The 21810-nt window shown below is 71.8% G+C and carries 23 protein-coding genes; 9 read left to right on the plus strand and 14 right to left on the minus strand.

All coding sequences use genetic code 11. From position 1 onward, the window contains the following. Positions 1–10 precede the first annotated feature (10 nt). From HD596_RS29020 to HD596_RS29030, 3 genes are read right to left on the minus strand one after another with little or no spacing between them, the layout of a single operon-like run. Positions 11–892 carry a carbohydrate ABC transporter permease gene (locus HD596_RS29020; RefSeq protein ID WP_221519571.1) on the minus strand — a complete coding sequence of 294 codons (882 nt, stop codon included), beginning with the start codon at positions 890–892 and terminating at the stop codon, positions 11–13. Next, positions 879–1751: a carbohydrate ABC transporter permease gene (locus HD596_RS29025; RefSeq protein WP_221519572.1), complete on the minus strand. Its 873-nt coding sequence runs from the start codon at positions 1749–1751 to the stop codon at positions 879–881. Before HD596_RS29025 ends, HD596_RS29020 begins: the two co-directional genes overlap by 14 nt. Continuing rightward, complete coding sequence (locus tag HD596_RS29030; RefSeq protein ID WP_185072471.1) at positions 1748–3097, minus strand: ABC transporter substrate-binding protein; 1350 nt, start codon at positions 3095–3097, stop codon at positions 1748–1750. The genes HD596_RS29025 and HD596_RS29030 overlap by 4 nt, the downstream gene beginning before the upstream one ends. Before the next feature lie 125 nt (positions 3098–3222). On the opposite strand from HD596_RS29030, the gene HD596_RS29035 reads away from it, so the two are divergent. The 4 genes from HD596_RS29035 to HD596_RS29050 all read left to right on the plus strand — a co-directional run bounded on the left by HD596_RS29035 (position 3223) and on the right by HD596_RS29050 (position 6425). Further along, positions 3223–3984 carry a FadR/GntR family transcriptional regulator gene (locus HD596_RS29035; RefSeq protein ID WP_185072472.1) on the plus strand — a complete coding sequence of 254 codons (762 nt, stop codon included), beginning with the start codon at positions 3223–3225 and terminating at the stop codon, positions 3982–3984. A gap of 56 nt (positions 3985–4040) precedes the next feature. Beyond that, positions 4041–4541, plus strand: coding sequence for a SigE family RNA polymerase sigma factor (locus HD596_RS29040; RefSeq protein WP_185072473.1), 501 nt, complete (start codon positions 4041–4043; stop codon positions 4539–4541). Next, entirely contained in the window at positions 4542–5384 is an 843-nt protein-coding gene (locus HD596_RS29045; RefSeq protein WP_185072474.1) for a hypothetical protein, read from the plus strand. Positions 5385–5564: 180 nt separating this feature from the next. Beyond that, positions 5565–6425, plus strand: a complete 861-nt coding sequence (locus tag HD596_RS29050; RefSeq protein WP_185072475.1) for a glycerophosphodiester phosphodiesterase — start codon at positions 5565–5567, stop codon at positions 6423–6425. Between the two features lie 225 nt (positions 6426–6650). Here HD596_RS29050 and HD596_RS29055 read toward each other — a convergent pair whose 3' ends face one another. Then, a complete protein-coding gene (locus tag HD596_RS29055; protein WP_185072476.1) occupies positions 6651–7082 on the minus strand; it encodes a MarR family winged helix-turn-helix transcriptional regulator in 432 nt (143 codons plus the stop codon). A 102-nt stretch (positions 7083–7184) separates the two neighbouring features. Here HD596_RS29055 and HD596_RS29060 point away from each other — a divergent pair, with 102 nt between their 5' ends. After that, a complete protein-coding gene (locus tag HD596_RS29060; protein ID WP_185072477.1) occupies positions 7185–8633 on the plus strand; it encodes an MFS transporter in 1449 nt (482 codons plus the stop codon). A gap of 33 nt (positions 8634–8666) precedes the next feature. On the opposite strand, the gene HD596_RS29065 is transcribed toward HD596_RS29060, so the two are convergent. Genes HD596_RS29065 through HD596_RS29075 form a run of 3 tightly spaced genes read right to left on the minus strand, consistent with a single transcriptional unit; the run spans position 8667 to position 10801 of the window. Beyond that, positions 8667–9824 carry an NAD(P)/FAD-dependent oxidoreductase gene (locus HD596_RS29065; protein ID WP_185072478.1) on the minus strand — a complete coding sequence of 386 codons (1158 nt, stop codon included), beginning with the start codon at positions 9822–9824 and terminating at the stop codon, positions 8667–8669. After that, complete coding sequence (locus HD596_RS29070) at positions 9821–10021, minus strand: ferredoxin (protein ID WP_185072479.1); 201 nt, start codon at positions 10019–10021, stop codon at positions 9821–9823. Before HD596_RS29070 ends, HD596_RS29065 begins: the two co-directional genes overlap by 4 nt. Positions 10022–10051: 30 nt before the next feature. After that, positions 10052–10801: an SDR family NAD(P)-dependent oxidoreductase gene (locus HD596_RS29075; protein ID WP_185072480.1), complete on the minus strand. Its 750-nt coding sequence runs from the start codon at positions 10799–10801 to the stop codon at positions 10052–10054. 77 nt (positions 10802–10878) lie between these two features. On the opposite strand from HD596_RS29075, the gene HD596_RS29080 reads away from it, so the two are divergent. Then, positions 10879–11439: a TetR family transcriptional regulator gene (locus HD596_RS29080; RefSeq protein ID WP_185072481.1), complete on the plus strand. Its 561-nt coding sequence runs from the start codon at positions 10879–10881 to the stop codon at positions 11437–11439. A 31-nt stretch (positions 11440–11470) separates the two neighbouring features. Here the strand turns inward: HD596_RS29080 and HD596_RS29085 are convergent, their stop codons facing one another. The 5 genes from HD596_RS29085 to HD596_RS29105 form a co-directional block, all read right to left on the minus strand. After that, a complete protein-coding gene (locus tag HD596_RS29085) occupies positions 11471–12268 on the minus strand; it encodes an ABC transporter permease (RefSeq protein ID WP_185072482.1) in 798 nt (265 codons plus the stop codon). Continuing rightward, complete coding sequence (locus tag HD596_RS29090) at positions 12265–13221, minus strand: ATP-binding cassette domain-containing protein (RefSeq protein WP_185072483.1); 957 nt, start codon at positions 13219–13221, stop codon at positions 12265–12267. The genes HD596_RS29085 and HD596_RS29090 overlap by 4 nt, the downstream gene beginning before the upstream one ends. Before the next feature lie 92 nt (positions 13222–13313). Beyond that, positions 13314–13838, minus strand: a complete 525-nt coding sequence (locus HD596_RS29095) for an EXLDI protein (RefSeq protein ID WP_185072484.1) — start codon at positions 13836–13838, stop codon at positions 13314–13316. Between the two features lie 64 nt (positions 13839–13902). After that, entirely contained in the window at positions 13903–14778 is an 876-nt protein-coding gene (locus HD596_RS29100) for a DNA-3-methyladenine glycosylase family protein (protein WP_221519574.1), read from the minus strand. Positions 14779–14800: 22 nt separating this feature from the next. Continuing rightward, complete coding sequence (locus tag HD596_RS29105; protein ID WP_313044947.1) at positions 14801–15427, minus strand: FadR/GntR family transcriptional regulator; 627 nt, start codon at positions 15425–15427, stop codon at positions 14801–14803. 99 nt (positions 15428–15526) lie between these two features. Between HD596_RS29105 and HD596_RS29110 the strand changes: the two genes are divergently transcribed. The 3 genes from HD596_RS29110 to HD596_RS29120 are packed head-to-tail and all read left to right on the plus strand — an operon-like array spanning position 15527 to position 19547. Then, positions 15527–16861 carry an SLC13 family permease gene (locus HD596_RS29110; RefSeq protein ID WP_185072485.1) on the plus strand — a complete coding sequence of 445 codons (1335 nt, stop codon included), beginning with the start codon at positions 15527–15529 and terminating at the stop codon, positions 16859–16861. After that, entirely contained in the window at positions 16858–18024 is a 1167-nt protein-coding gene (locus HD596_RS29115; RefSeq protein WP_185072486.1) for a CaiB/BaiF CoA transferase family protein, read from the plus strand. The genes HD596_RS29110 and HD596_RS29115 overlap by 4 nt, the downstream gene beginning before the upstream one ends. After that, positions 18009–19547, plus strand: coding sequence for a carboxyl transferase domain-containing protein (locus HD596_RS29120; protein WP_185072487.1), 1539 nt, complete (start codon positions 18009–18011; stop codon positions 19545–19547). Before HD596_RS29115 ends, HD596_RS29120 begins: the two co-directional genes overlap by 16 nt. Positions 19548–19614: 67 nt before the next feature. On the opposite strand, the gene HD596_RS29125 is transcribed toward HD596_RS29120, so the two are convergent. Next, positions 19615–20034: a CoA-binding protein gene (locus HD596_RS29125; protein ID WP_185072488.1), complete on the minus strand. Its 420-nt coding sequence runs from the start codon at positions 20032–20034 to the stop codon at positions 19615–19617. 377 nt (positions 20035–20411) lie between these two features. Continuing rightward, positions 20412–21800, minus strand: a complete 1389-nt coding sequence (locus HD596_RS29130) for an amino acid permease (RefSeq protein WP_185072489.1) — start codon at positions 21798–21800, stop codon at positions 20412–20414. Between the last annotated feature and the right edge of the window lie 10 nt (positions 21801–21810).

Below are 21810 nucleotides of genomic sequence, written 5' to 3' on the forward strand. Positions count from 1 at the left end.
GGAGAGGCGGTCATCCCTTGGTCGCCCCGGCGGTCAGCCCGGCGACCAGGAAGCGCTGGGAGAAGAGGAACACCAGCAGCACGGGAGCGATGGACAGCAGGGTCGCCAGGATGAGCTCGGGCGGCTGCACCTCGGCGTTGGCGCCGACGACGGGGTTGAACGTGGGGGTCGCGGCCAGCATCTGCGTGAGCCCGACCTGCATGGGGTAGTTGTCGCTGTCCGGCAGCATCACGTACGGCAGGAAGAAGTTGTTCCAGTTCGTCACGAAGCTGAAGAAAGCGACCAGCGCGACCACCGGCTTGGCCAGCGGCAGCGCCACCCGCAGGAACGTCGCGCCCTCCCCGCACCCGTCCAGCCGCGCCGCGTCGAGCAGCTCGCCGGGGACGCTGGTGGAGAAGTAGATGTACGTCAGGTAGACGCCGAACGGGAAGAACGACATCGGCAGCACGACCGAGGCCGCCTGGTTGACCAGGCCGACGTAGCTGAGCTCCAGGAAGATCGGCAGCACCAGCGCGGTCGCCGGCATGAGCATCACGACCAGCGTGACGATCAGCAGCAGCCGCCGGCCGGTGAAGCTCATGAGCGCCATCGCGTAGCCGGCGGGGATGCTGACCAGCAGGGTCAGCGCCACGGAGAACGCGGCGTAGGTGACGGAGTTGCCCATCCAGGTCAGCACGGCGCCGTCCTGGAAGGACATGAGGTGCTGCCAGTTGGTGACGAGGGAGCCGAGCGAGCCGGGCGACAGCGGGTTCCCGTGGATCAGGTCGGCCGGGCTCTTGGTCGAGGCGAGCAGCAGCCACAGCATGGGCAGGACGAAGAACACCGCGAAGACCAGCAGGAACGCGATGACGAGCACTTTTGCGACAGCCCGCGCGGGGTCAGTCCGTGTCAAAGAGACCTCCCCGCGCGACGAACAGCCCGGCGCAGCACAGCGCCACGATGAGCAGGTCGACGGCGATCGCCGCGGAGCCGTTGAAGTCGTTCTGGTTGAAGGCGTACAGGTACGCGAGCTGGTTGATCGAGTAGTCGTTGCCCACCACGCCGAAGCTGGCCTGGGAGACGAGCTGCGGCTCGACGAAGAGCTGCGTGCCCGCCGCCAGCGACAGGATCAGCATGTAGACGATCCACTTGCGCAGCATCGGCAGCTGCACCCGCAGCGCGATCTTCACCGGCCCGGCGCCGTCCACCCGGGCGGCCTCCATGACCTGGTGGGGGATCGTGTTCAGCGCGCCGTACATGACCACGATCCAGCCGCCCGCACCGGTCCAGAACGCGATCAGGGTGAAGATCCACGGCAGGTGACCCGGCGCGATCACCTGCACGAAGGTCTCGCCCCAGAGGGCGCGGACGAGGTCGTCCACCGGGCTCACGGACGGGTCCAGCATGAACAGCCAGAGCAGCACGCTCGACGCGCCCGCCAGCGCGCCGGGGACGTAGTAGACGAACCGCAGCGCGGCCCGCGACCAGCCCGCGGTGAGCCGGTGGACCAGCAGCGCGAGCAGCAGGACCAGCACGGTCAGGGTGACCAGCCAGAGCACGAGGTAGGTGGCCACGTGCTCGACGGCGGCCAGGAACCGGAAGTCCTGGGCGGTCCTGACGAAGTTATCGAAACCGGTGAAGACCCCGCGGGCATCGGTGAAGGCCAGGTTGAGCGCGTACACCGTGGGCACGATGCCGAACGCGACCAGCAGCACCACGTACCCGGAGACGAAGACGTGCCCGGCGGAGAGCCGCAGTCTCGATCCGGTCACTTGGTGACCTGGTAGCCGAAGACCTGGGCCTGCTGCTCGATGGCCGTCTGCCACTCCGGCAGCAGCGACTCGATCGTCTTGCCCGCGGTCTGCCCCGGGATGACGGTCTTGGCCCAGACCGCCTCCTGGCTGAACTCGGGCGAGCCCCAGCCGGACCACACCTGCCCGGCCGCGGCCGAGATCGGCCCGGCGAGGTCGCCGGCGTAGTAGCCGCTGTCCTGCTGCTTCTTGATCCACTTGGCCGCGGCGGGCGCGTACGCGGGATAGCCGGGGGAGAGCTCGACCTGGTACGCGTCGGCCGTCGCCACCCAGCTGATGAAGTCCTTGGCCGCGTCGAGGCGCGCGCTGTGCCGCGACAGCCACCAGGTGCCGCCGCCGACGTTGCCGGTCACCGGCGTGCTCTGGTCGGACCAGCGCAGGGCGTCGCCCACGGCCAGCTCGCCCTTCGGGGTCTTGAGCGTGCCCTGGAAGACCGCGCCGCCGTACCAGGCCGGGCCGGGCAGCATGAGCACCTTGTCGCCCTGGCTCTTGGCGAACTCGGGGCCGAACAGGGACAGCATCGACATGGTCTTGTTCGCGACGAGCTTGTCCATCATCTTCGCGGTGCGCACGCACTTGGGGTCGGTCGCCTTGACGGTGATCGCCTTGGGCCCGGTGACCTGGTTGGCCGGGCACTCGCCGCCCCACATGTAGATCTCCGGCGCCCACGCGTCACCGGCCGTGCCGATGATGTAGCCGGGATGCTCGGCGGCCACCTTCTCGCCCAGCGCCTGGTACTCCTCCCAGGTGGTGGGCAGCGGGTAGCCGAACTTGTCGAGCAGCTTCTTGTTGTACCAGAGCACGACCTGGGCCAGGTCGTTGCGCAGGCAGTAGACCGTGCCGTCCACGGTGCACACGTCGAGCGCGCCCTTGGCGAAGCCGCTCAGCGTGGCGTCGTCGAGCAGGCCCTTGTTGAGCGGGGCGACGAACGCGTTGTCGCCCTGCGAGGCCCAGGACGCGGTGTTGTTGTCCGTGGTGAACACGACGTCCGGCCAGCCCTCGCCGGCCCGGTCGAACAGCTGCACCTTGGTCTTGAGCGTGTTGGAGCCGTTGGCGTTGCCGTCGTAGGTGACGATGTCCAGCTGCACGTCGGGGTGTGCCTTCTGGTACGCCTTCGCGGCGTCGAGCCGGGTGGAGTCCACCCACACCAGCAGCTTGCCGGCCTTCTGCTCGGCGGGGGTGAAGCCGTACTGCGATGCGGCGGAGCCGGTCGGCTTGGCCTGGGTCGGGGCGTTCGGGGGAGCGCAGGCCGCGACGGTGAGCAGGGCCGCTGCCGCGGTGACCGCCAGGTGGGTGCGTCGTCTCATGGGGGCTTCCTTCGGACAAGGCGGCTTGAGGTACGTAAACGCCGTGTTTCCGGATATGACATCATACGTGTGACGTATTCACAATGCCTTACACTGAAGGGCGTTCGGGCGGACGGGAGGATGCGTTGACTCAGCACGCGACGACGGGGCCTTGGGGTTCGCAGCCGCCCGAGAGGCCCGGCAAGCGGCCACCGCGCCGGGTCCGCGGGGCCAAGCTGGGCACGACCGTGGTGGAGCAGCTGGTCGACGACATCGTCCGCGGGGCGCTGCCGCCCGGCACGGCGCTCCCGCCGGAGGCCGACCTGTGCGAGGAGTTCGGGGTCAGCCGGACCGTGATCCGCGAGTCGGTCAAGGTGATCCAGGAGAAGGGCCTGGTCAGGATCGAGCACGGCCGCGGCACCCAGGTCACCGACCCCCGGCAGTGGAACCTGCTCGACGACGTCGTGCTCACCGCCGTCATCGCGCACGACGAGAACGTGACGTTCCTGGACGAGCTGGTGTCCGTGCGCACGGCCCTGGAGGCCGAGATGGCCGCGGCGGCCGCTCTGGCGCGCACCCCCGACGACGAGGAACGCATCGGCGCCGAGCTGGCGGTCATGCGGGCCAACCTCGCCTCCACGCCCGACTTCGCCGCCGCCGACGTGCGCTTCCACGACGTGATCATGGCCGCGTCACGCAACCGGCTGGGGCGGGCCATCGTCAACAGCATCCACGACAAGGCCCGTACGAGCATGCTCTACCACGGCGAGTACAACGAGGCCGTGATGCGCCAGACGTTGGCCGAGCACCAGGCCATCAAGGACGCGATCGCGGCCGGCGACCCGGAGGGGGCGGCGGCCGCGATGCGCAGGCACATCACCGACTCCTGGAACCGCCGCCGCCCCTGACGCCATAGATTCGCGGGTCCGGCTCCATCTGGACGGGTGAGACCAGAGGAGAGCCTTTGCACCCCGACCAGCAGCGAGATTTCACCGAGTTCGTCACCGCGCGCTCGGACAGCTTGATCAGGCTCGCGTACGTCCTGACCAACGACCAGCACGCGGCCGAGGACCTGCTGCAGACGGCGCTGGCGAAGACCGCCGGACACTGGCGTCGGATCCGGGACAACCCGGAGGCGTACGTGCGCCGCGTCATGTACCACGAACAGGTCGGGCGGTGGCGAAGTCCGCGCTGGGGCCGCGAACGCGTGGTCCAGGCGCCTCCCGACCGGGCCACGGGCGACCGGACCGGCGAGGTCGACACCCGCCTCACCCTGGATCAGGCGCTGCGCGCCCTGCCGGCGCGCAAGAGGGCCGTCCTGGTGCTGCGCTACTACGAGGACCTGCCGGAGTCCGAGGTCGCCAAGATCATGCGCTGCTCGGTGGGCACCGTGCGCAGCCAGACCCACCAAGCCGTCGCCCGGCTGCGCGAGCTGGTCGGCGAGAACGTCACCCTGGAGGCCTAGATGACCATCGACGAACAGCGGATCGGCGCGGAGCTGCGGCGGATGGCGGCCGAGGCCAGGCCCGTCGACGCCCTCGCGTACGCCCGGCGGGCGCGGAAGGGCGCGTTGCGGCGCCGGCGCGCGGCCTGGTCGCTCGCCGGGCTCGCGGCGGCCGCCTCCCTGGCGACGCCGGTGGCCGTCACGGTCTCCTCCGGCGGGCCGGGCCCGGACCTCGCGGTGGAGGTCGCCCGGCTGCCGGAGAACACCCCCGAGCAGCTCCAGGTCGTCCGCGAGTGCATGCCGAACGGCGGTCCCGTCCACAACATGGACGGCAAGCGGCGCCTGCCCGAGCAGGGCTCGGCCGAGGACTTCCGGGTGCTGGCCGATTATCGGGACAAGAAGGGCATGACCGCCCTGGTCGGCAGCGTCGCCGGCTTCGTCCTGTGCACGCCGACCACGCAGAAGGACATGGCGGAGCTCGCGGTCTTCACGTACTGGGGGTTCAAGCCGCCCGGGGACCTGACCGGCTTCCAGGGGGACCTCCAGGTGGACGCGTACACCTCGCACACGCACTCGTACGCGACAGGGCCGGAGCGGATCCAGCACGACGACGTCTACCGGGTCGTCGTCGGCCGGGTCACCTCGGGCGTGAGTCGGGTGGAGATCGACTGGGCGGACGGGCGGCGCACCGACGCGCGGCTCGCCAACGGCTTCTTCATCGCCCGGGTGCCGGGCAAGGTGGGCCCGACCAGCATCCTGGAGTCCCCGCCGGTCACGGTCACCGCGTACGGGTCGCAGGACCAGGTGCTGGGGCGGCAGGAGGACGTGGCGTTCGGCCCGCTGGGCCGGGGGAGCGGCTACTGAGGCCGCCTGAGGCCGCCTGAGGCCGCCTGAGGTCGTCGGCAAAAAGTTCGTGCGGACGTCGGCGACACGCCGTACCCAACCGCTCTTTGCTGCCATTAGTGGGCACTTTTCGACGTAACTCGACATAAGAGGTCCGTGTCGGGTTCGGGGGAAGGAAGGGCCGGGGCCGGAGGAGCGCTCATGTACCGTCTGCTGGGTGCCGTCGTCGTCATCGCACTGGCCGTCATGGCGAGGGCCGCCCATGCCGCGCCGTGGGAGGTCGACAACATCGCGCATCGCGGCGGATCCGGGTACGCGCCCGAGAACACCATCGTGGCCTGCGAGGTGGCCCGGACCCAGCGGGCCACCATGTGCGAGTACGACGTCCAGCAGACGAAGGACCACCGGCTCATCCTGATGCACGACCAGACGCTGGCCCGCACCACCGACGTCGAGCAGGTCTTCCCCGGGCGGTCCCCCTGGAAGGTCTCCGACTTCACGCTCGCGGAGATCCAGCGCCTGGACGCCGGCTCGTGGTTCTCCTCCCAGTTCGAGGGCGAGAAGGTGCCCACCCTGGAGCAGGGACTGCGGGTGATGAGCAGGAGCGGGGTCGGGATGCTGCTGGAGATCAAGCACGATCCGGCCAGCCCGGACATCGACGAGCGGGTGGCTGCCGAGCTGAGGAAGTACCGAGCCCTGTGGAGGGGCAAGCGGCTGGCCGTGCAGGCGTACAACTGGGAGTCGATGCGGAACCTGCACGAGATGATGCCCGACCTCCCCGTCGCGTTGATGGGCAAGCCGGACGCCTCCCGGCTGGAGGACCTGGCCGGGTTCGCCGCCGCGATCACGGTGCCGCACAGCGGCCTCACCGCGGCCTACGTCAGGCAGGTCCACCAGCACGGCATGCGGGTCTACACGTGGACGACGGACCGGCGGGCCGTCATCCGCCGCCTCATGTCGTACGGCGTGGACGGCATCATGACCGGGCGGCCCGACCAGATCGACGCCGTCAAGCGCCGGGCCCTGCGCGTGGTCATGAGGGCCGGCGCGGGCCGGCTGTAAGGCCGTAGCCGGACGCGACCCGGCGTAGGCCGCACCGGTCAAGGGACGTGGCAGCCCTTCGTGTGACGCCGCTTGCACGCCACTCCCGCACGACGCACGCACCCTGCCGCGCGAGCGACGCACGCGCTCTGTCCGCGCCAGGCATCCGGCGATGCTCATGAGGCGCGCACGCCGGACGGGCGCGCGTCGAGGATGGCGGCGGGGTGGTGGGCGGCGGGGTGGCGGCTAGTGTTCGATGCTGGCGTTGAAGTGGGCCAGGCCCCGGGCGAACGCGGCCAGCTCCTCCGGGCTCCAGTCCTTCAGGACCGTGGCGAGGCCCCGTAGCCGGTACTCTCGCTCCCCCTCGACCCGCCGCAGCCCCTCCTCGGTGATGCGGAGCTTGCGGGCCATCCCGCCCTCGGGGTCGGGGATGCGCTCGGCGAGCCCGTCGCGGAGCAGGACGGCGGTCTGCCGGTTGACGGTGGAGGTGTCGAGGCTGAACGCCTGCGCGAGCTGGCCGATCGACATCGGCCCCTCGGCCTCCAGCCGGCTGAGCAGGATGTAGCTGCTGCCCCGCTCCAGCCGTCGCTCCGAGGGAGGCGCGGCCGACGACGCCAGCTCCTTGTATCGGCCGATCAGCATGAGCTCGCGCTCGATGTCAACGATCTCCTCGCGCATGAATACCTCCCCACGGCGGTCAGAATATCCCTCTATATGGTGATGTGTAGGATACATACCATATGCATCGTGCATATAATTCTGCGAGATACGGGAGAACTCATGGGTTCAACGCGTGCCGCACCGTCCAGTGGAGCGATCATCAGCGTGCTGGCGGCGGCGGGCATCACGGTCTCGCTGATGCAGACCCTGATGGTGCCGCTGATCGCGACCCTGCCGATCCTCCTGCACACCACGGCCGCCAACGCCTTCTGGGCCATCACCGCGACCCTCCTGGCCGGCGCGGTCGCCATGCCCGTCTCGGGGCGGCTCGGCGACCTGTACGGCAAGCGCCGCGTCATGATCGTCAGCGCGGTCCTGCTGGCCGTCGGCTCCCTGGTGTGCGCACCCGCCAACTCGCTGGCCCCCATGGTGATCGGCCGCGCGCTGCAGGGATTCGGGATGGGCGTGATCCCGCTGGGCATCGCCATCATGCGGGACGTGCTGCCGCCGCAGCGGCTCGGCTCGGCCATCGGCCTGATGAGCTCCTCGCTCGGCGTGGGCGGAGCGCTCGGCCTGCCCGCCGCCGCGTTCGTCGCCCAGTACGTGAGCTGGCACGCGCTGTTCTGGGGAGCCGCCGGGCTCGGCGTGGTGATGAGCGTGCTGATCTTCATCATCGTGCCGGAGTCGCCGGTCAAGTCGCCGGGGCGCTTCGACTTCGTTGGGGCGGCGGGGCTGGCGGCCGGTCTCGCCCTGTTCCTGCTGCCGGTCTCCAAGGGCAGCGACTGGGGCTGGACGAGTGGCATCACGCTCGGCATGTTCGCCGCCTCGGCGGTGATCCTGCTGCTGTGGGGCTGGTGGGAGCTGCGCGTGTCCGCGCCCCTGATCGACCTGCGCACCAGCGCGCGCCGTCAGGTGCTGCTGACCAACCTGGCCTCCATCGTCATCGGCTTCGCCATGTACGCGATGTCACTGATCACGCCGCAGCTCCTGCAACTGCCCGAGGCCACCGGGTACGGCCTGGGCCGGTCGATGGTCGAGGCCGGGCTGTGGATGGCCCCGGCCGGGCTGGTCATGATGGCGATCTCGCCGGTGGCCGCCCGCCTGTCGGGGGCTCGCGGGCCCAAGACGTCCCTGCTGCTCGGGACGCTCGTCATCGCCTCCGGCTACCTCCTGGCCCTCGTCCTGATGGGCCACGCGTGGGGCGTCCTGATCTTCTCGGCCGTGGTCAGCGCCGGGATCGGCTTCGCGTACGCGGCCATGCCGTCCATCATCATGAGCGCGGTGCCGCGTACCGAGACGGCCGCCGCCAACGGGCTCAACAGCCTGATGCGCTCGATCGGCACGTCCTGTGCCAGTGCCGTGCTCGGGGCGGTCCTGGCCAACCTGACGGTCACATTCGGGTCGGTGACGCTGCCGTCCGAGGCCGGGTTCCGCGCCGGCTTCCTCATCGGCGGCGGGGTCGCCCTGGTGGCGGCGGTGATCGTGCTGACCATCCCCGGCCGCCGCGCCGCGCGGCCGGAGCCGACCGGCCTGCCCGCCGACACCGACGAGCAGGTCCGCACCCGTTGAGCCGCTACCCCACCAGGCCCTGGTGGGGTAGCGCTACGCGGTGCCGCCCAGCTGGCCGCGGCGCAGGCGGGCGGCCTTGGCCATGTTCCAGCCCAGCACCGCGGTGACCACGCCGTCGAGCCGGTAGAGGGCGACGAAGCGGTTCTGCTCGGGGTCGCCCTCGACCACGCTCACCTCCGCCTCGGGCGTCGGCAGCCCGTGGACCTGGAGCTTGACGTCGTACTGGTCGGTCCAGAAGTACGGGACGGGCGCGTAGGCCAGGTCCTCGCCGAGGATGTTGGCGGCCACGACCTGGGCCTGCTCGACGGCGTTGGTCCGGTTCTCCAGCCGCAGCCGGCGGCCGAGCCCCTCGTGCTGCCAGGAGGCCACGTCGCCCACCGCGTAGACGCCGTCGCCGGCGCGGCAGCGGGAGTCGCACTCCACGCCGTCGCGCAGGGCCAGCCCGCTGTCGCCGAGCCACCCGGTCGTCGGGCGGGAGCCGATCGCCACCACCACCGCGTCGGCGGGCAGCAGCTCGCCGGAGGCCAGGCGTACCCCCGTGACCCGGCCGCCCTCGGAGGCCAGGCCCTCGACCGCGACGCCGAGCCGCAGCCGGACGCCGTGCTCGGCGTGCTTCCTGGTCAGCAGCGCGGCGGCCGGGTCGCCGAGCTGGTCGGCCAGGACCGCGCGGCCGAGGCCGACGAGGGTGACGTCCAGGCCGAGGCCGCGCGCGGTGGCGGCCACCTCCGCCCCCAGCACGCCCTCGCCCACGACGACGAGGCGCGGCCCTTCGAGCAGGTGGGCGCGGAGCGCGAGCGCGTCGTCCAGGGTGCGCAGCACGTGCACGCCCGCCAGCCCATCCTGGCCGGGCAGCCGGGACGGGGTCAGGCCGGTGGCCAGCACGACGGCCCGCGCGCGCAGGGTCCGCCCGGACGCGGCGGACACCTCCCGCGCCTCGGGGTCCAGCCGGACCGCGGGGTCGCCGAGAATGAACGTCGCGCCCAGCTTGTCCAGCTCGGTCCCGGCCCGCAGGTGCGCCCGCTCGCTCTCCCACGTGCCGGCCAGCACCTGCTTGGACAGCGGCGGGCGATCGTAGGGCGGGTGCGGCTCGGCGCCCAGGACGGTCAGGCCGCCCTGGTGGCCCTTGCGGCGCAGCGCCTCCGCGACGGCCAGGCCGCCGGCGGAGGCGCCCACGATCAGGACGTCCGTCAAGACGGCCCGTCCAGGGTGATCGCGGAGGCCGGGCAGACGCCGGCGGCCTCGCGTACGGCGGCGTGCAGGGGCTCGGCCGGCGACGGGTCCAGCAGGATCACGATGCCGTCGTCCTCACCCTGGTCGAACACCTCGGGGGCGAGCAGCACGCACTGGCCTGCCCCGCAACATTTGTCCGTGTCGACGGTGACGTTCATCAGGGGGTTCCTCCAGAGGGATAAGGCCGGTCAGGCCGCCGACCAGCCGCCGTCAACCGGGACGATCGCCCCGTTGATGAACGAGGCGGCGTCCGAGGCGAGGAAGAGCGCGGCGTCGGCCATCTGCTCCGGCTGGGCCAGCCGCTCGCCGAGGGCGAGCACGGGGCCGAGCCGGGCGGCGCCGGTGGGGTCGAAGGACGCGTTCGTGGCGATGTTGGTCATGGTGGGGCCGGGCAGGATGGCGTTGCAGCGGATGCCGTCCTTGGCGTGCGCCCAGGCCACGCTGCGGGTCAGGCCGACCACGCCGTGCTTGGAGGCGGTGTAGGCGGCGCCGGCCGCCCCGCCGCGGATGCCGGCCTCCGAGGCGGTGTTGACGATCGAGCCGGAGCCCTGGCGCAGCATGTGCGGCAGCACCGCGTGGGTGACCAGGAACGTGCCGGTCAGGTTCACCCGCAGGACCCGCTCCCACAGCTCCACCGGGATGTCGGCGGGCAGCGCCATCGTGTCCATGATCCCGGCGTTGTTGCACAGCACGTCGATGCGGCCGTACGCGCCGATCGCCGCCTCGGTCAGCGCGGCCACCGACGCCTCGTCGGAGATGTCGGCGGAGACCGCGACGGCCGCCTCGCCGATCTCCTCGGCGGTCTGCCCGGCCGACTCCTTGTCGATGTCGCAGGCCACGACGCGGGCGCCCGCCTTGGCGAACGCCACGGCCATCGCCCGGCCGATTCCGGACCCCGCACCTGTGATCAGTGCGACGCGATCGTCGAATGTGCTCAAGAGCCCGTCCTTTCGCCAGCCGTACTCCGGCCCGCCAACAACCGGACAATGTCGTCCGGTTCGCTACGATACCCGCTGTGCCGGAGTCACGTCGACCCAACAGAGGACCGAGCGCCGCAGCCGAGAACCGGGCGGCGCTGGTCGCGGCCGCACGGGAGGTGTTCGCCAGCGCCGGATACAACGCGCCGCTGAGCGCGGTCGCCCGCGCCGCGGGGGTCGGACAGGGCAGCCTCTACCGGCACTTCCCCGACCGGATCAGCCTCGCGATGGCCGTCTTCGAGGACGGCGTCACGGAGCTGGAGGCGCTGGCGGCCCGGCCCGGCACCACGCTCGACGACCTGCTGGCGCTGCTGACCGAGCAGGCCATCGCCTCGACCGCGTTCATCGAGCTGGTCAGCACGCAGCCGAGCGAGCCCGATCCCCGCATCATCGACGTACGCGATCGCGTGTCCAGGGTCCTGGCGGGCGTGCTCGCCGACGCCCGGCGCGCGGGGCAGGTCCGTGACGGCGTCTCGGCCGACGACCTGGTGCTGGTCGTCGGCATGCTCGCCGGGGTCCTGGCCAAGACCCCGGCGCCCGACCGGCGCGCCACCGCCGGCCGGGTGTGGGCGCTGCTGCGCGAGGGCATCACGCCCTGAGCGAGCCCGCGCCGCCCGCCGCCGGGAGAGGTCACTGGCTGGCCGCCCGCTTGTACAGGCGCGTGGCCAGCGGCACGAACACCACCAGGATCAGCACCGACCAGAACAGCGACACCGCCACCGCGTGCTGGAGCGGCCACGCCTGCGGCCGGGTCGCGGCCGCGTTGCCGAACAGCTCGCGGGCGGCCTGGACGACGGTGGAGACGGGGTTCCACTCGGCGACGGCCCTGAGCGGCCCCGGCAGGCGGCCGGCGTCGACGAAGGCGTTGGACAGGAAGACCAGCGGCATCGACACGATGGTGGCGATGTTGTTGAACACCTCGGGCGTGCGCAGGGCCAGCGCCACCGCCGCCGTCACCCAGGAGAAGGCGTACGCGAAGAACAGCAGCAGCAGGAAGCCCAGCACGGCCTCCAGCGGCGAGGTGTGGATGCGCCAGCCGACGGCCAGGCCCACCAGCGCCATCACGACGATGCTGGTCACGTTCATGAGCGCGTCGCAGATGGTCTGGCCGACCAGCACCGCCGAGGGCGCCATCGGCAGCGTGCGGAACCGGTCGAAGATGCCCTTCTGCAGGTCCTGGGTGAGGGTGTAGCCGGTGATCTGCGCGCTGGTGACGATGGTCTGGACGAAGATGCCCGGGATCATGTACTCGCGGTACGACATGCCCGGCAGCTCGATCATGCTGCCGAAGACGTAGGCGAACAGCAGCACGAACACGATCGGCAGGATGACCGCGCCGCCGAGCAGGTCCGGGGCCCGCCTGATCTTGAGCGCGTTGCGCTTGGTGATCGTCACGCCGTCGGCGAGCGCGATCTGGAGGGCGTTCATCGGGCGGGCTCCTTGTCTGCGGTGACCTCGTGGCCGGTGAGGGTGAGGAAGACGTCGTCCAGGGTCGGGCGGCGCAGCCCGGCGTCGCGGACGGTGACGCGTTCGGCGGCCAGCAGGCCGAGCGCGGTGGTGAGCGCGGCGGTGCCGCCGGTGACCGGGACCGTCACGTGCAGCGCCGCAGGGTCGACGCGTACCTCGCCGAAGGAGGCCAGGGCGTGCCGCGCGGCCGCCAGGTCGCCGGCGCCGGCCACGGTCAGCTCGATCCGGTCGCCGCCGACCTGGTCCTTCAGCTCGTCCGCGGTGCCCAGCGCGATCACGTGACCGTGGTCGACCACCGCGATCCGGTCGGCGAGGCGGTCGGCCTCCTCCAGGTACTGGGTGGTGAGCAGCACGGTGGTGCCGCCCGCGACGAGCTCGGAGATGACGTCCCACAGGCCCGCGCGGGCGCGGGGGTCCAGGCCGGTGGTGGGCTCGTCGAGGAAGAGCACGGGCGGGTCGGCCACCAGCGCGCCGGCCAGGTCGAGCCGGCGCCGCATGCCGCCGGAGTAGCCCCGCACCGGGCGGTCGGCCGCGGCGGTCAGGTCGAAGCGCTCCAGCAGCTCCCGGGCGCGCTGCTTGCTGCGCCTGGCGCCCAGGTGGTAGAGGCGGCCGACCATCTCCAGGTTCTCGGCGCCGGTCATGTGGTCGTCGACGGCCGCGTACTGGCCTGACGCGCCGATGCGCGAGCGCAGCCGGTCGGCCTGCGTGACGACGTCGAGGCCGGCGACGGTGGCGTGTCCGGCGTCCGGTCTCACCAGGGTGGTCAGGATCCGTACGGTTGTGGTCTTTCCTGCGCCGTTGGGGCCGAGCAGGCCGAACACCGTGCCCTCGGGGACGGACAGGTCCATCCCGTTGAGGGCGACGACGTCGCCGTACTTCTTGACCAGGCCCTCGGCGTGAATGGCGGGGGGCATCGCCCGATTTCTCCTTTTGTTGGGGGGTTAACCATGATTTATGGGCATGACGGGATGGCGGACGGTCGCCCGCCCGCTGGGATCAGCGGGGTCTAGATGTCCAGGTCCTCGACGGCCGGCCGCTCGGCCAGGTCGGCGATCAGGTCGTAGAACTCGTCAGGGATCTTGCCGCGCAGCTCCTCGACCGTGTCGAAGACGTCCAGCGTGGCCGCGCCCTGCACGAAGCCCCATCTCGTCTCGCCCAGGCCGAGGTAGCCGCGCCAGGTGCTCACCCAGTCGTCGGACTCCGAGCCGCTCACCCAGTCGGGCGAGCGGTCGACGTGCAGGACGAACTTGCCCTTGCGTGAGCGGTACACCCGGAACATCTCCACCCGCCCGCTGCGGCTGGTGCGGCCCCACTCGCCGAGCAGCACGCCGGAGAAGCGCTGCTTGCGCCCGGCGCCCTGGCCCACCTGCACGATGATCTCTTCGTAGCCCTCCTGGCGGCCCTCCTCCATCTCGACGTAGCGCCGCAGCGCCACGCTGATGGCGGTCGACAGCTTGCCGCCGGCGAGCTCCTGCGCCCGCTGGAAGATCGGCAGATCCTCGTCCGACACGTAGATCGTTTTGTTCGGCATCGTCTCATCCTCATCCCGTATACGTATGAGTCTACGTATATAGGACGAGGATGGCAACGGCTGTTCAGTCCCGGTTGTACGACGTCGCCCTGAACAGGAAGGACGCCCAGGATCGGTAGGGCCGCCACGCCTCGGCCAGCTTCCGGTACGCGCTCGGCGCCGCGTCCTCCGGCAGGCCGTACGCCTCGCGCAGGATCGCGAACAGGCGCGGCTCGTCGCCGGGGAAGGCGTCCGGCGCGCCCGCGCCGCGGATCAGGATCAGCCCCGCGGAGAACGGCCCCACGCCGGGCAGCGCCCGCAGCTCGGCCAGGGCGTCCTGCGGGTCGAGCGCGCGCAGGTGCTCGGTGGTGAGCAGGCCGTCGAGCGCCGCCCGCGCCAGGCCGCGCAGCCACTCCTCCTTCTGCGCCGGCAGCCCGAGGCCCCCGGCCTCCAGCAGCGACACGGGCGGGGGGAAGGCCGAGTGGGCGTGCCCGTCGACGACGACCTTCGCGCCGTACCGGTCGGCGATGCGCTGCTTGATCCGCGAGGCGATGAGCATCGACGAACGCTGCACGATCACCGCCCAGCACGCGGCCTCCCACGGGCTCCAGAAGCACACCGGCCGCAGGCCGGGGCTGCGCCGCTGCAGGTCGCCGAGCACCGGGTCGGCCTCGCCGAGCTTGGCGAAGCCGGCGCCGTCGACGTCGAGGGACAGGATCCGCGCCACCTCGCCCCGGATCCCCGGCCCGGCGGGCCGCGTCGTGGCCACGGCGACCCCGCCCGGCGCGCCCGTCACGGTGACGCCGATCGGCAGCCAGTCGGATTCCGCGCAGTAGGCGAAGCGCATCGCCCGCCCGTCGGAGGGCAGCGCGCTGGTGGCCGGCCAGTCCTCGATGAAACGCAGCGAGGCGGCGAAGTCGAACGGGCCCTCGGCGGTGAGCGTGAATCCGTGCATGGTCATCTGGTACAACCTCCCGCTGGAATCAGACCTGGAGCAGGCGGGCGCAGGCGGCCGCCGCCGCGTCGGCGTCACCGACCACCACGGCTCGGGCCAGAGCCGTCAGGCGCTCGCCGGAGACCCGGGCGTCGTCCAGCGGCGCGGCCTCCGAGAGCAGGTCGTCGAGATCGGCCAGCAGGCTCGACCCCGCGAGCCTGCGCACGCAGGGCCAGGTGTCGGAGAAGCGCACCGGCCGGCCGTCGGCGTCGAGCAGGGCGAGCCGGAGGCTGCGGTCGGGATGCGCCGCCGCGCTGCGCGCCAGCCCCGCCATGATGGCCTCGCGGGCCCGCGCGAGCTCCATCGGGTCGCGCTCGGCCAGCGATAACTCCGCATCCACCCGCGTCTCCTGCGGCGCCGGCGCGAGCACCACGGCGCCGTTGCCGTGCTGGACCTCGACCATGCCCTGGACCTCGAGCGCCACCAGGGCGCGGCTCAGGGTCGCCCGGCTGACGCCGAGCTCGGCGGCCAGGCGACGCTCGGGCGGCAGGCGGTCGCCGGGGGAGAGCCCTTGGGCTTCGATGAAGCGCGCGATGTGGTCTGCCAGCTGCACATAGAGGCGGGGACGCTCCATCCGCTCGGGAACTGCGGAGGTCTGCGGGCGCTTCTTGGTCACGGGGGACAGTCTATTGACATCCGGCGCAGTGGCGCAGAGGCTAGGCCAATCCGGAAATACGCACGTAACCGGAGAGTCACCTGACCCGAGGAGTCGCCGATGTCAGCGGAAGTCGTTGCGTTGGTTGTATTGGTGTTGGTGTTCCTGATAGCCACCGTCCGGTCCATCAACATGGGCGCGCTGGCGCTCGTGGCGGCCTTCGTCGTGGGCACGGCGGTGTTCGGCGTGAAGGTGTCGGACGTCCTCGGCGGCTTCCCGGCGAACCTGTTCGTCATCCTGGTCGGCGTCACGTACCTGTTCGCGCTGGCCAGGAACAACGGCACCGTGGACTGGATCGTGCACCGGGCCGTGGTCGCGGTACGCGGGCGCGTCGCCCTGATGCCGTGGGTGATGTTCGTGGTGTGCGCCGCGATCACGGCGATCGGCGCCGCCAGCCCGGCCGCGGTGGCCATCGTGGCGCCGGTGGCCATGGGCTTCGCGGCCCGCTACCGGATCAACCCGGTCATGATGGGCCTGATGGTGGTGCAGGGCGCCACCGGCGGAAGCTTCTCGCCGATCGGCATCTTCGGCGCGATCACCAACGGCGTCGTGGACAAGAGCCACCTTCCGGGCAACCCGGCCGTACTCTTCTTCAGCGCGATGGGCGCCTGCGCGCTCATCAGCCTGGTCGGCTTCCTCACCCTGGGCGGCACGAAGCTGCTGCAGCGCGACCGCGAGACGCCGAAGGAGCAGGTCGCCACCCTCGCGCGAACGGGCGCCGCCACCGGATCCGCCGGCGACCCCGCGGGCAACTCCACTGGGGACCCCGAGCCCGCCGACGACGCCCTGCCCCGCCTCGACGCGCAGCGCTCCCTCACGCTGATCGGCCTGCTCGTGCTCGCCGTGGGCGCCCTCGTCTTCGACCTCGACATCGGCTTCCTCGCCCTGGCGGTGGCGGTCGCGCTCACGCTGATCTTCCCCTCCGCGGCCCGCGGCACCGTCGACAAGATCAGCTGGGGTACGGTGCTCCTCGTCGGCGGCATCGTCACCTACGTCTCCCTGCTGGAGGACCAGGGCACGGTGAAGTGGCTCGGCGACGGGGTCGCCCACGTCGGCGCCCCGCTCGTGGCCGCGTTCCTGATCTGCCTCATCGGCGCCGTGGTCTCCGCCTTCGCCTCGACGACCGGCATCCTCGGGGCGCTCATCCCGCTCGCCGTGCCGTTCCTGCAGACCGGCCAGGTCGGCGCCGTCGGCCTGGTCACGGCGCTGGCGATCTCCTCCTCGGTGGTCGACTGCAGCCCCTTCTCGACCAACGGCGCCCTGGTCGTCGCGAACGCGGACGTCTCCGAACGCGACAGCGTCTTCAAGCGCCTGATGACCTGGGGCATGACCATCATGGTGGTCGCGCCGGTGCTGTGCTGGGTGATCCTCGTCGTGCCGGGGAGCCTGTCATGAGCGGCCCGCTCGCCGGTTACGTCGTCGTCGACCTGACCAGGGCGCTGGCCGGGCCGCACGCCGCGATGATGCTCGGCGACCTGGGCGCCCGGGTGATCAAGGTGGAGCAGCCCGGGAGCGGTGACGACACGCGGGGCTGGGGCCCGCCGTTCGCCGGCTCGGAGTCCACGTACTTCCTGTCGTGCAACCGCAACAAGCAGTCGATCGCCCTGGACCTGAAGGACGAGACCGGCCGGGCCACCCTCGAGGCCCTGATCCGCAAGGCGGACGTGCTGCTGGAGAACTTCCGCGCCGGCGTGCTCGACCGGCTCGGCTTCACCACCGCGCGCCTGCTCGAGCTCAACCCGCGGCTGGTCGTGCTGTCCATCACCGGGTTCGGCCACGACGGGCCGGAGGCCGGGCGGGCCGGCTACGACCAGATCGCGCAGGGCGAGGCCGGGCTGATGTCGCTCACCGGGTCCGGACCCGACGACCCGCAGCGGGTCGGCGTGCCGATCGGCGACCTGCTGGCCGGCATGTACGGCGCGTACGGCGTGGTGTCCGCGCTGCTCGAACGCGAGCGGACCGGGCGCGGCCAGGTCGTGCGCACCTCGCTGCTGGCCGGGATCGTCGGGGTGCACGCCTTCCAGGGCACCCGCTGGACCGTGGCCGGCGAGGTCGGGCGCGCCCAGGGCAACCACCACCCGTCCATCGCCCCGTACGGGCTGTTCCGGTGCGGGGACGGACACGTGCAGATCGCGGTGGGCAGCGAGGGGCTGTGGCAGCGTTTCTGCGCCGAGTTCGGCCTGGACCCGCAGGAGGCCGGCCTGGCGACGAACGCCGAGCGGGTGGCCGCGGGCCGGCGGCTGGTCGAGCTGGTCGAGGCCGCCTTCGCCCCCTTCGGCGCGGACGAGCTGCTGCGCCGGCTGGCCGCCGCGGGCGTGCCCGCCGGCCGGGTGCGCAGCCTCGACGAGGTGTACGAGTGGCCGCAGACCAGGTCGCAGGGCCTGCTCATCGACGTCGAGCACGAGAGCATCGGCGAGATCACGCTGCCCGGCCCGCCGCTGCGGTTCTTCGACCCGGCCGGGCCGGACGGCGAGGTGGAGACCACCCGGACCGACCACGCGGCGCCTCCCGTGCTGAACGCCGATGAGGAGGAGATCCGCTCATGGCTGGCCGGATGACCGCGCTCGAACTCGTCGAACTCGCGCTCGACGACGGCTCCTTCCGCAGCTGGGACCGGCCGCTCGGGCCGGTGGCGGACGCCGACGTGACCGCCGCCAGGCAGCGCACGGGCCTGGACGAGGCGGTGATCACGGGGGAGGGGCTGCTGCACGGCCGCCGGGTGGCGGTCGTCGCCTGCGAGTTCGGCTTCCTCGCCGGATCCATCGGGGTCGCCGCCGCCGAACGCCTGGTCTCGGCCGTGGAGCGGGCGACCGCCGAGCGGCTGCCGCTGCTCGCCGCGCCCGCCTCGGGCGGCACGAGGATGCAGGAGGGCACGGTGGCGTTCCTGCAGATGGTGAAGATCTCGGCGGCGGTCACCCAGCACAAGGCGGCGGGCCTGCCGTACCTGGTCTACCTGCGCAACCCCACGCTCGGCGGGGTGCTGGCCTCGTGGGGCTCGCTCGGGCACGTCACGGCCGCCGAACCCGGCGCGATGATCGGCTTTCTCGGTCCGCGCGTCTACCGGTCCCTGTACGGGGAGCCGTTCCCGGAGGGCGTCCAGGTCGCCGAGAACCTGTACCGGCACGGCCTGATCGACGCCGTGCTGCCGCCGCAGGCGCTGGCCGGCATCGCCGACCGCGCGCTGCGCATCCTGCTCGCTCCACCGGCGGAGCCGCCAGTGGAACTGCCCGTGGGTGGCACGCCGCTGCGGGAGCCACTGCCAGAGCCCCTGTCGGAGCCGCTGCCGGACGTGCCCGCGTGGGAGTCGATCACCCGCTCCAGGCGCGCCGACCGGCCCGGCGTCCGCCAGTTGCTGCGCTACGCCGCCTCGGACGTCCTGCCGCTGAACGGGACCGGCGAGGGAGAGCAGGACCCGGGGCTGTACCTGGCGCTGGCCCGCTTCGGCGGCGTCTCGTGCGTGCTGCTCGGCCAGGACCGCCGCACCCAGACCGACGTGGGGCCGATGGGCCCGGCGGCCCTGCGCGCGGCCCGGCGCGGCTTCCGCCTGGCGCACGAGCTGAACCTGCCGCTCGTGACCGTCATCGACACCCCCGGCGCGGCGCTCAGCCCCGAGGCGGAGGAGGGCGGGCTGGCGGGCGAGATCGCCCGGTGCCTGTCCGAGCTCGTCACCCTTGAGGCGCCGACGCTGTCGATCCTGCTCGGCCAGGGCTGCGGCGGCGGCGCGCTCGCGCTGATCCCGTGCGACCGGGTGCTCGTCGCCCAGCACGGCTGGCTGTCACCGCTGCCGCCCGAAGGCGCCAGCGCCATCGTGCACCGCGACGTCGAGCACGCCCCGGAGCTGGCGGCCGCCCAGGGTGTGCGCTCCGCCGACCTGGTCGCCGACGGCATCGCCGACCGGGTCGTCCCCGAGCACCCGGACGCGGCCGACGAGCCGGAGGCGTTCTGCCGCCGTGTCGGGCGCGAGCTGGAGCGGGAGCTCGCCGCGATGCTGCACCGCCGCCGCCCCGACCTGCTCACCGAACGGCTCCGGCGCTACCGCGCCCTCGGCACCACCCGCGATCGGGCCCAGGCGGTCGGCTAGAAGCCCCGCCCGCCCACCGAGGCACCTCCAGGCAGCGGCCGCTCAGGCGTCCCCGCGGAGCGCCCGTTCAGGCGTCTCTGCGTAGTGCCCATTCGACGCCCGGACAGCGGTCCATGACGACGTCGAGGCCGGCGCTCAGGGCGCGTTCGGCGGCCGCCTCGTCGATCACGCCGAGCGGGAGCCAGATCGCCTTGGCCCCTGCCGCGATCGCCTCGTCCACCGACTCCCCCGCCAGCTCGGCCCGCCGGTACACGGCGACGACGTCCAGCGGGTCCGGCACCTCGGCCAGCGACGCGTACCCGGGCTCGCCCAGCACGGTCTCGGCGGCCGGATGGACGGGAATGATCCGTTTGCCGCGTGCCTGGAGCAGCCGGGCCTGGTCGTAGGCCGTGCGCTCCGGGTTGTCGCTCAGGCCCACGAAGGCCCAGTGCCGCGCCTCGTGAAGCAGGCGCTTGATGACGTCGCCGTCAGCGAAGCGGTGTCCCATGCTCGGCACCAACACGGCGCGCCCGCCGGAACTTCCCGCATTCATCTTCCGCTCAGCGGTTGCGGTGCTTTCACCGCCGCATATGGTCCGGGGCGGCGTAGAGCTCTTGTGACCGGCCTTACTGCCCCACAGAGGTGGAGCATGAGAACTTCTCTCGTTGTCGTCGCGCTGGTCGAGCGCCTTCGGCGACCCGCAGTGGCTGCGGATCGGCTCCGGCGGCACCGCCGCCATCAGCCCGCTTCGCCCCGTTCCTGTGCGGCAGCCCGCGGGACGCCGACCGGAACAACACTTCACTGGTGACCCAGTGGACGGACACCTGCCCGTTCTGAGCGGCGCGACCGGGCGCGGCTCCCAGGAGGGGCCGTGCCCGGCCCGGGCTAATTGAGCGCCGAGTGGCGCCGGCCGTAGGCGAAGTAGATGATCAGCCCGATCAGGAACCAGACGGCGAAGCGCAGCCACGTCACCGGATTCAGGAACGTGATCAGCCAGATCGAGAAGAGCGCCCCGATGCCCGGCACCACCGGCATCCCCGGCATGCGGAACTGGCGCGGCAGGTCGGGCTGCCGGTAGCGCAGCACGATCACCGCCACGCACACGACCACGAACGCCAGCAGGATCCCGATGTTCGTCAGCTCGGCCGCCTCCCGGATGGGCAGGAACCCGGCGATCAACGCCGACGCGACGCCCACGATCCAGGTGACCCGCGTGGGCACCCGGCGCACCGGATGCAGCTTGGCGAACCAGATTGGCAGCAGCCCGTCCCGGCTCATCGAGAACCAGACCCGGGTGACGCCGAGCATGAACGTGAACATGACCGTGAGGATGCCCACCACGGCCCCGGCCGCGATCAGGGACGCGAGCCCGGGCAGCCCGACGGAGGCGAACGCCGAGGAGAAGCCGCTCTCGGGATCGATCTCCCGGTAGTTCTGCATGCCGGTGAGCACGAGCGTGGCCAGCACGTACAGGACCATGGAGATGGCCAGCGAGTAGATGATCGCCTTCGGCATGTGCCGCCGCGCGTCCCGCGACTCCTCGGCGGCGGTGCTCATCGCGTCGTAGCCGAACACCGCGAAGAACACGGTGGCGGCGCCGGTGATCGCTCCGCTGACCCCGAACGGGAAGAACGGGGTGTAGTTGTACGGGTTGATGTAGAAGAACCCGACCACGATCACCAGCAGCACGACGCCGACCTTGATGGCCACCACGGACGTCTCGAACCTGGCCGCGGCGCGGATCCCGAGGTTCAGCAGGAAGGCGATGAACAGGCACAGGATCGCCGCGAACAGGTCCACCACGTGCCCCGCGCCGGTGCCGGGCGCGCCGAGCATCCACGCGGGCAGCGTGAAGCCGAGCTGCTGCACGAGGAAGCCGAAGTAGCCGGAGATGCCGATGGCCACGACCGCGACGATGGCGGTGTACTCCAGCAGCAGGTCCCAGCCGATGCACCAGCCGACGATCTCCCCGAGGACCGCGTACCCGTAGGTGTAGGCGGACCCGGCCTTCGGGATCAGGCCCGCGAACTCGGCGTAGGAGAACGCGGCGGCGGCGCTGGCGATCCCCGCGATGATGAACGAGACGAGCACGGCCGGCCCCGCGGTCTGGTTGGCGACCGCGCCCGCCAGGGCGAAGATGCCCGCGCCGATGATGCCGCCCACCCCGATGGCGGTGAGCTGCCACAAGCCGAGCGACCTGGCCAGCTCGCCCTCGTGCTCGGTGGCGATGAGCTCCACCGGCTTGCGTCTGAAGACGCCTCCTGAAGTGACCATGACGCCCCCG

This window comes from Nonomuraea jabiensis, from assembly GCF_014204795.1.
Classification (GTDB): Bacteria; Actinomycetota; Actinomycetes; order Streptosporangiales; family Streptosporangiaceae; genus Nonomuraea; species Nonomuraea jabiensis.

Bases quoted from the DNA above. Each gene is read 5' to 3' on its own strand.
- HD596_RS29115 (WP_185072486.1), top strand. From the start codon at position 16,858: ATGAGCGGCCCGCTCGCCGGTTACGTCGTCGTCGACCTGACCAGGGCG.
- HD596_RS29095 (WP_185072484.1), bottom strand. From the start codon at position 13,838: ATGCCGAACAAAACGATCTACGTGTCGGACGAGGATCTGCCGATCTTC.
- HD596_RS29100 (WP_221519574.1), bottom strand. From the start codon at position 14,778: ATGACCATGCACGGATTCACGCTCACCGCCGAGGGCCCGTTCGACTTC.
- HD596_RS29055 (WP_185072476.1), bottom strand. From the start codon at position 7,082: ATGCGCGAGGAGATCGTTGACATCGAGCGCGAGCTCATGCTGATCGGC.
- HD596_RS29050 (WP_185072475.1), top strand. From the start codon at position 5,565: ATGTACCGTCTGCTGGGTGCCGTCGTCGTCATCGCACTGGCCGTCATG.
- HD596_RS29120 (WP_185072487.1), top strand. From the start codon at position 18,009: ATGGCTGGCCGGATGACCGCGCTCGAACTCGTCGAACTCGCGCTCGAC.
- HD596_RS29045 (WP_185072474.1), top strand. From the start codon at position 4,542: ATGACCATCGACGAACAGCGGATCGGCGCGGAGCTGCGGCGGATGGCG.
- HD596_RS29125 (WP_185072488.1), bottom strand. From the start codon at position 20,034: ATGGGACACCGCTTCGCTGACGGCGACGTCATCAAGCGCCTGCTTCAC.
- HD596_RS29030 (WP_185072471.1), bottom strand. From the start codon at position 3,097: ATGAGACGACGCACCCACCTGGCGGTCACCGCGGCAGCGGCCCTGCTC.
- HD596_RS29060 (WP_185072477.1), top strand. From the start codon at position 7,185: ATGGGTTCAACGCGTGCCGCACCGTCCAGTGGAGCGATCATCAGCGTG.
- HD596_RS29070 (WP_185072479.1), bottom strand. From the start codon at position 10,021: ATGAACGTCACCGTCGACACGGACAAATGTTGCGGGGCAGGCCAGTGC.
- HD596_RS29090 (WP_185072483.1), bottom strand. From the start codon at position 13,221: ATGCCCCCCGCCATTCACGCCGAGGGCCTGGTCAAGAAGTACGGCGAC.
- HD596_RS29110 (WP_185072485.1), top strand. From the start codon at position 15,527: ATGTCAGCGGAAGTCGTTGCGTTGGTTGTATTGGTGTTGGTGTTCCTG.
- HD596_RS29130 (WP_185072489.1), bottom strand. From the start codon at position 21,800: ATGGTCACTTCAGGAGGCGTCTTCAGACGCAAGCCGGTGGAGCTCATC.
- HD596_RS29085 (WP_185072482.1), bottom strand. From the start codon at position 12,268: ATGAACGCCCTCCAGATCGCGCTCGCCGACGGCGTGACGATCACCAAG.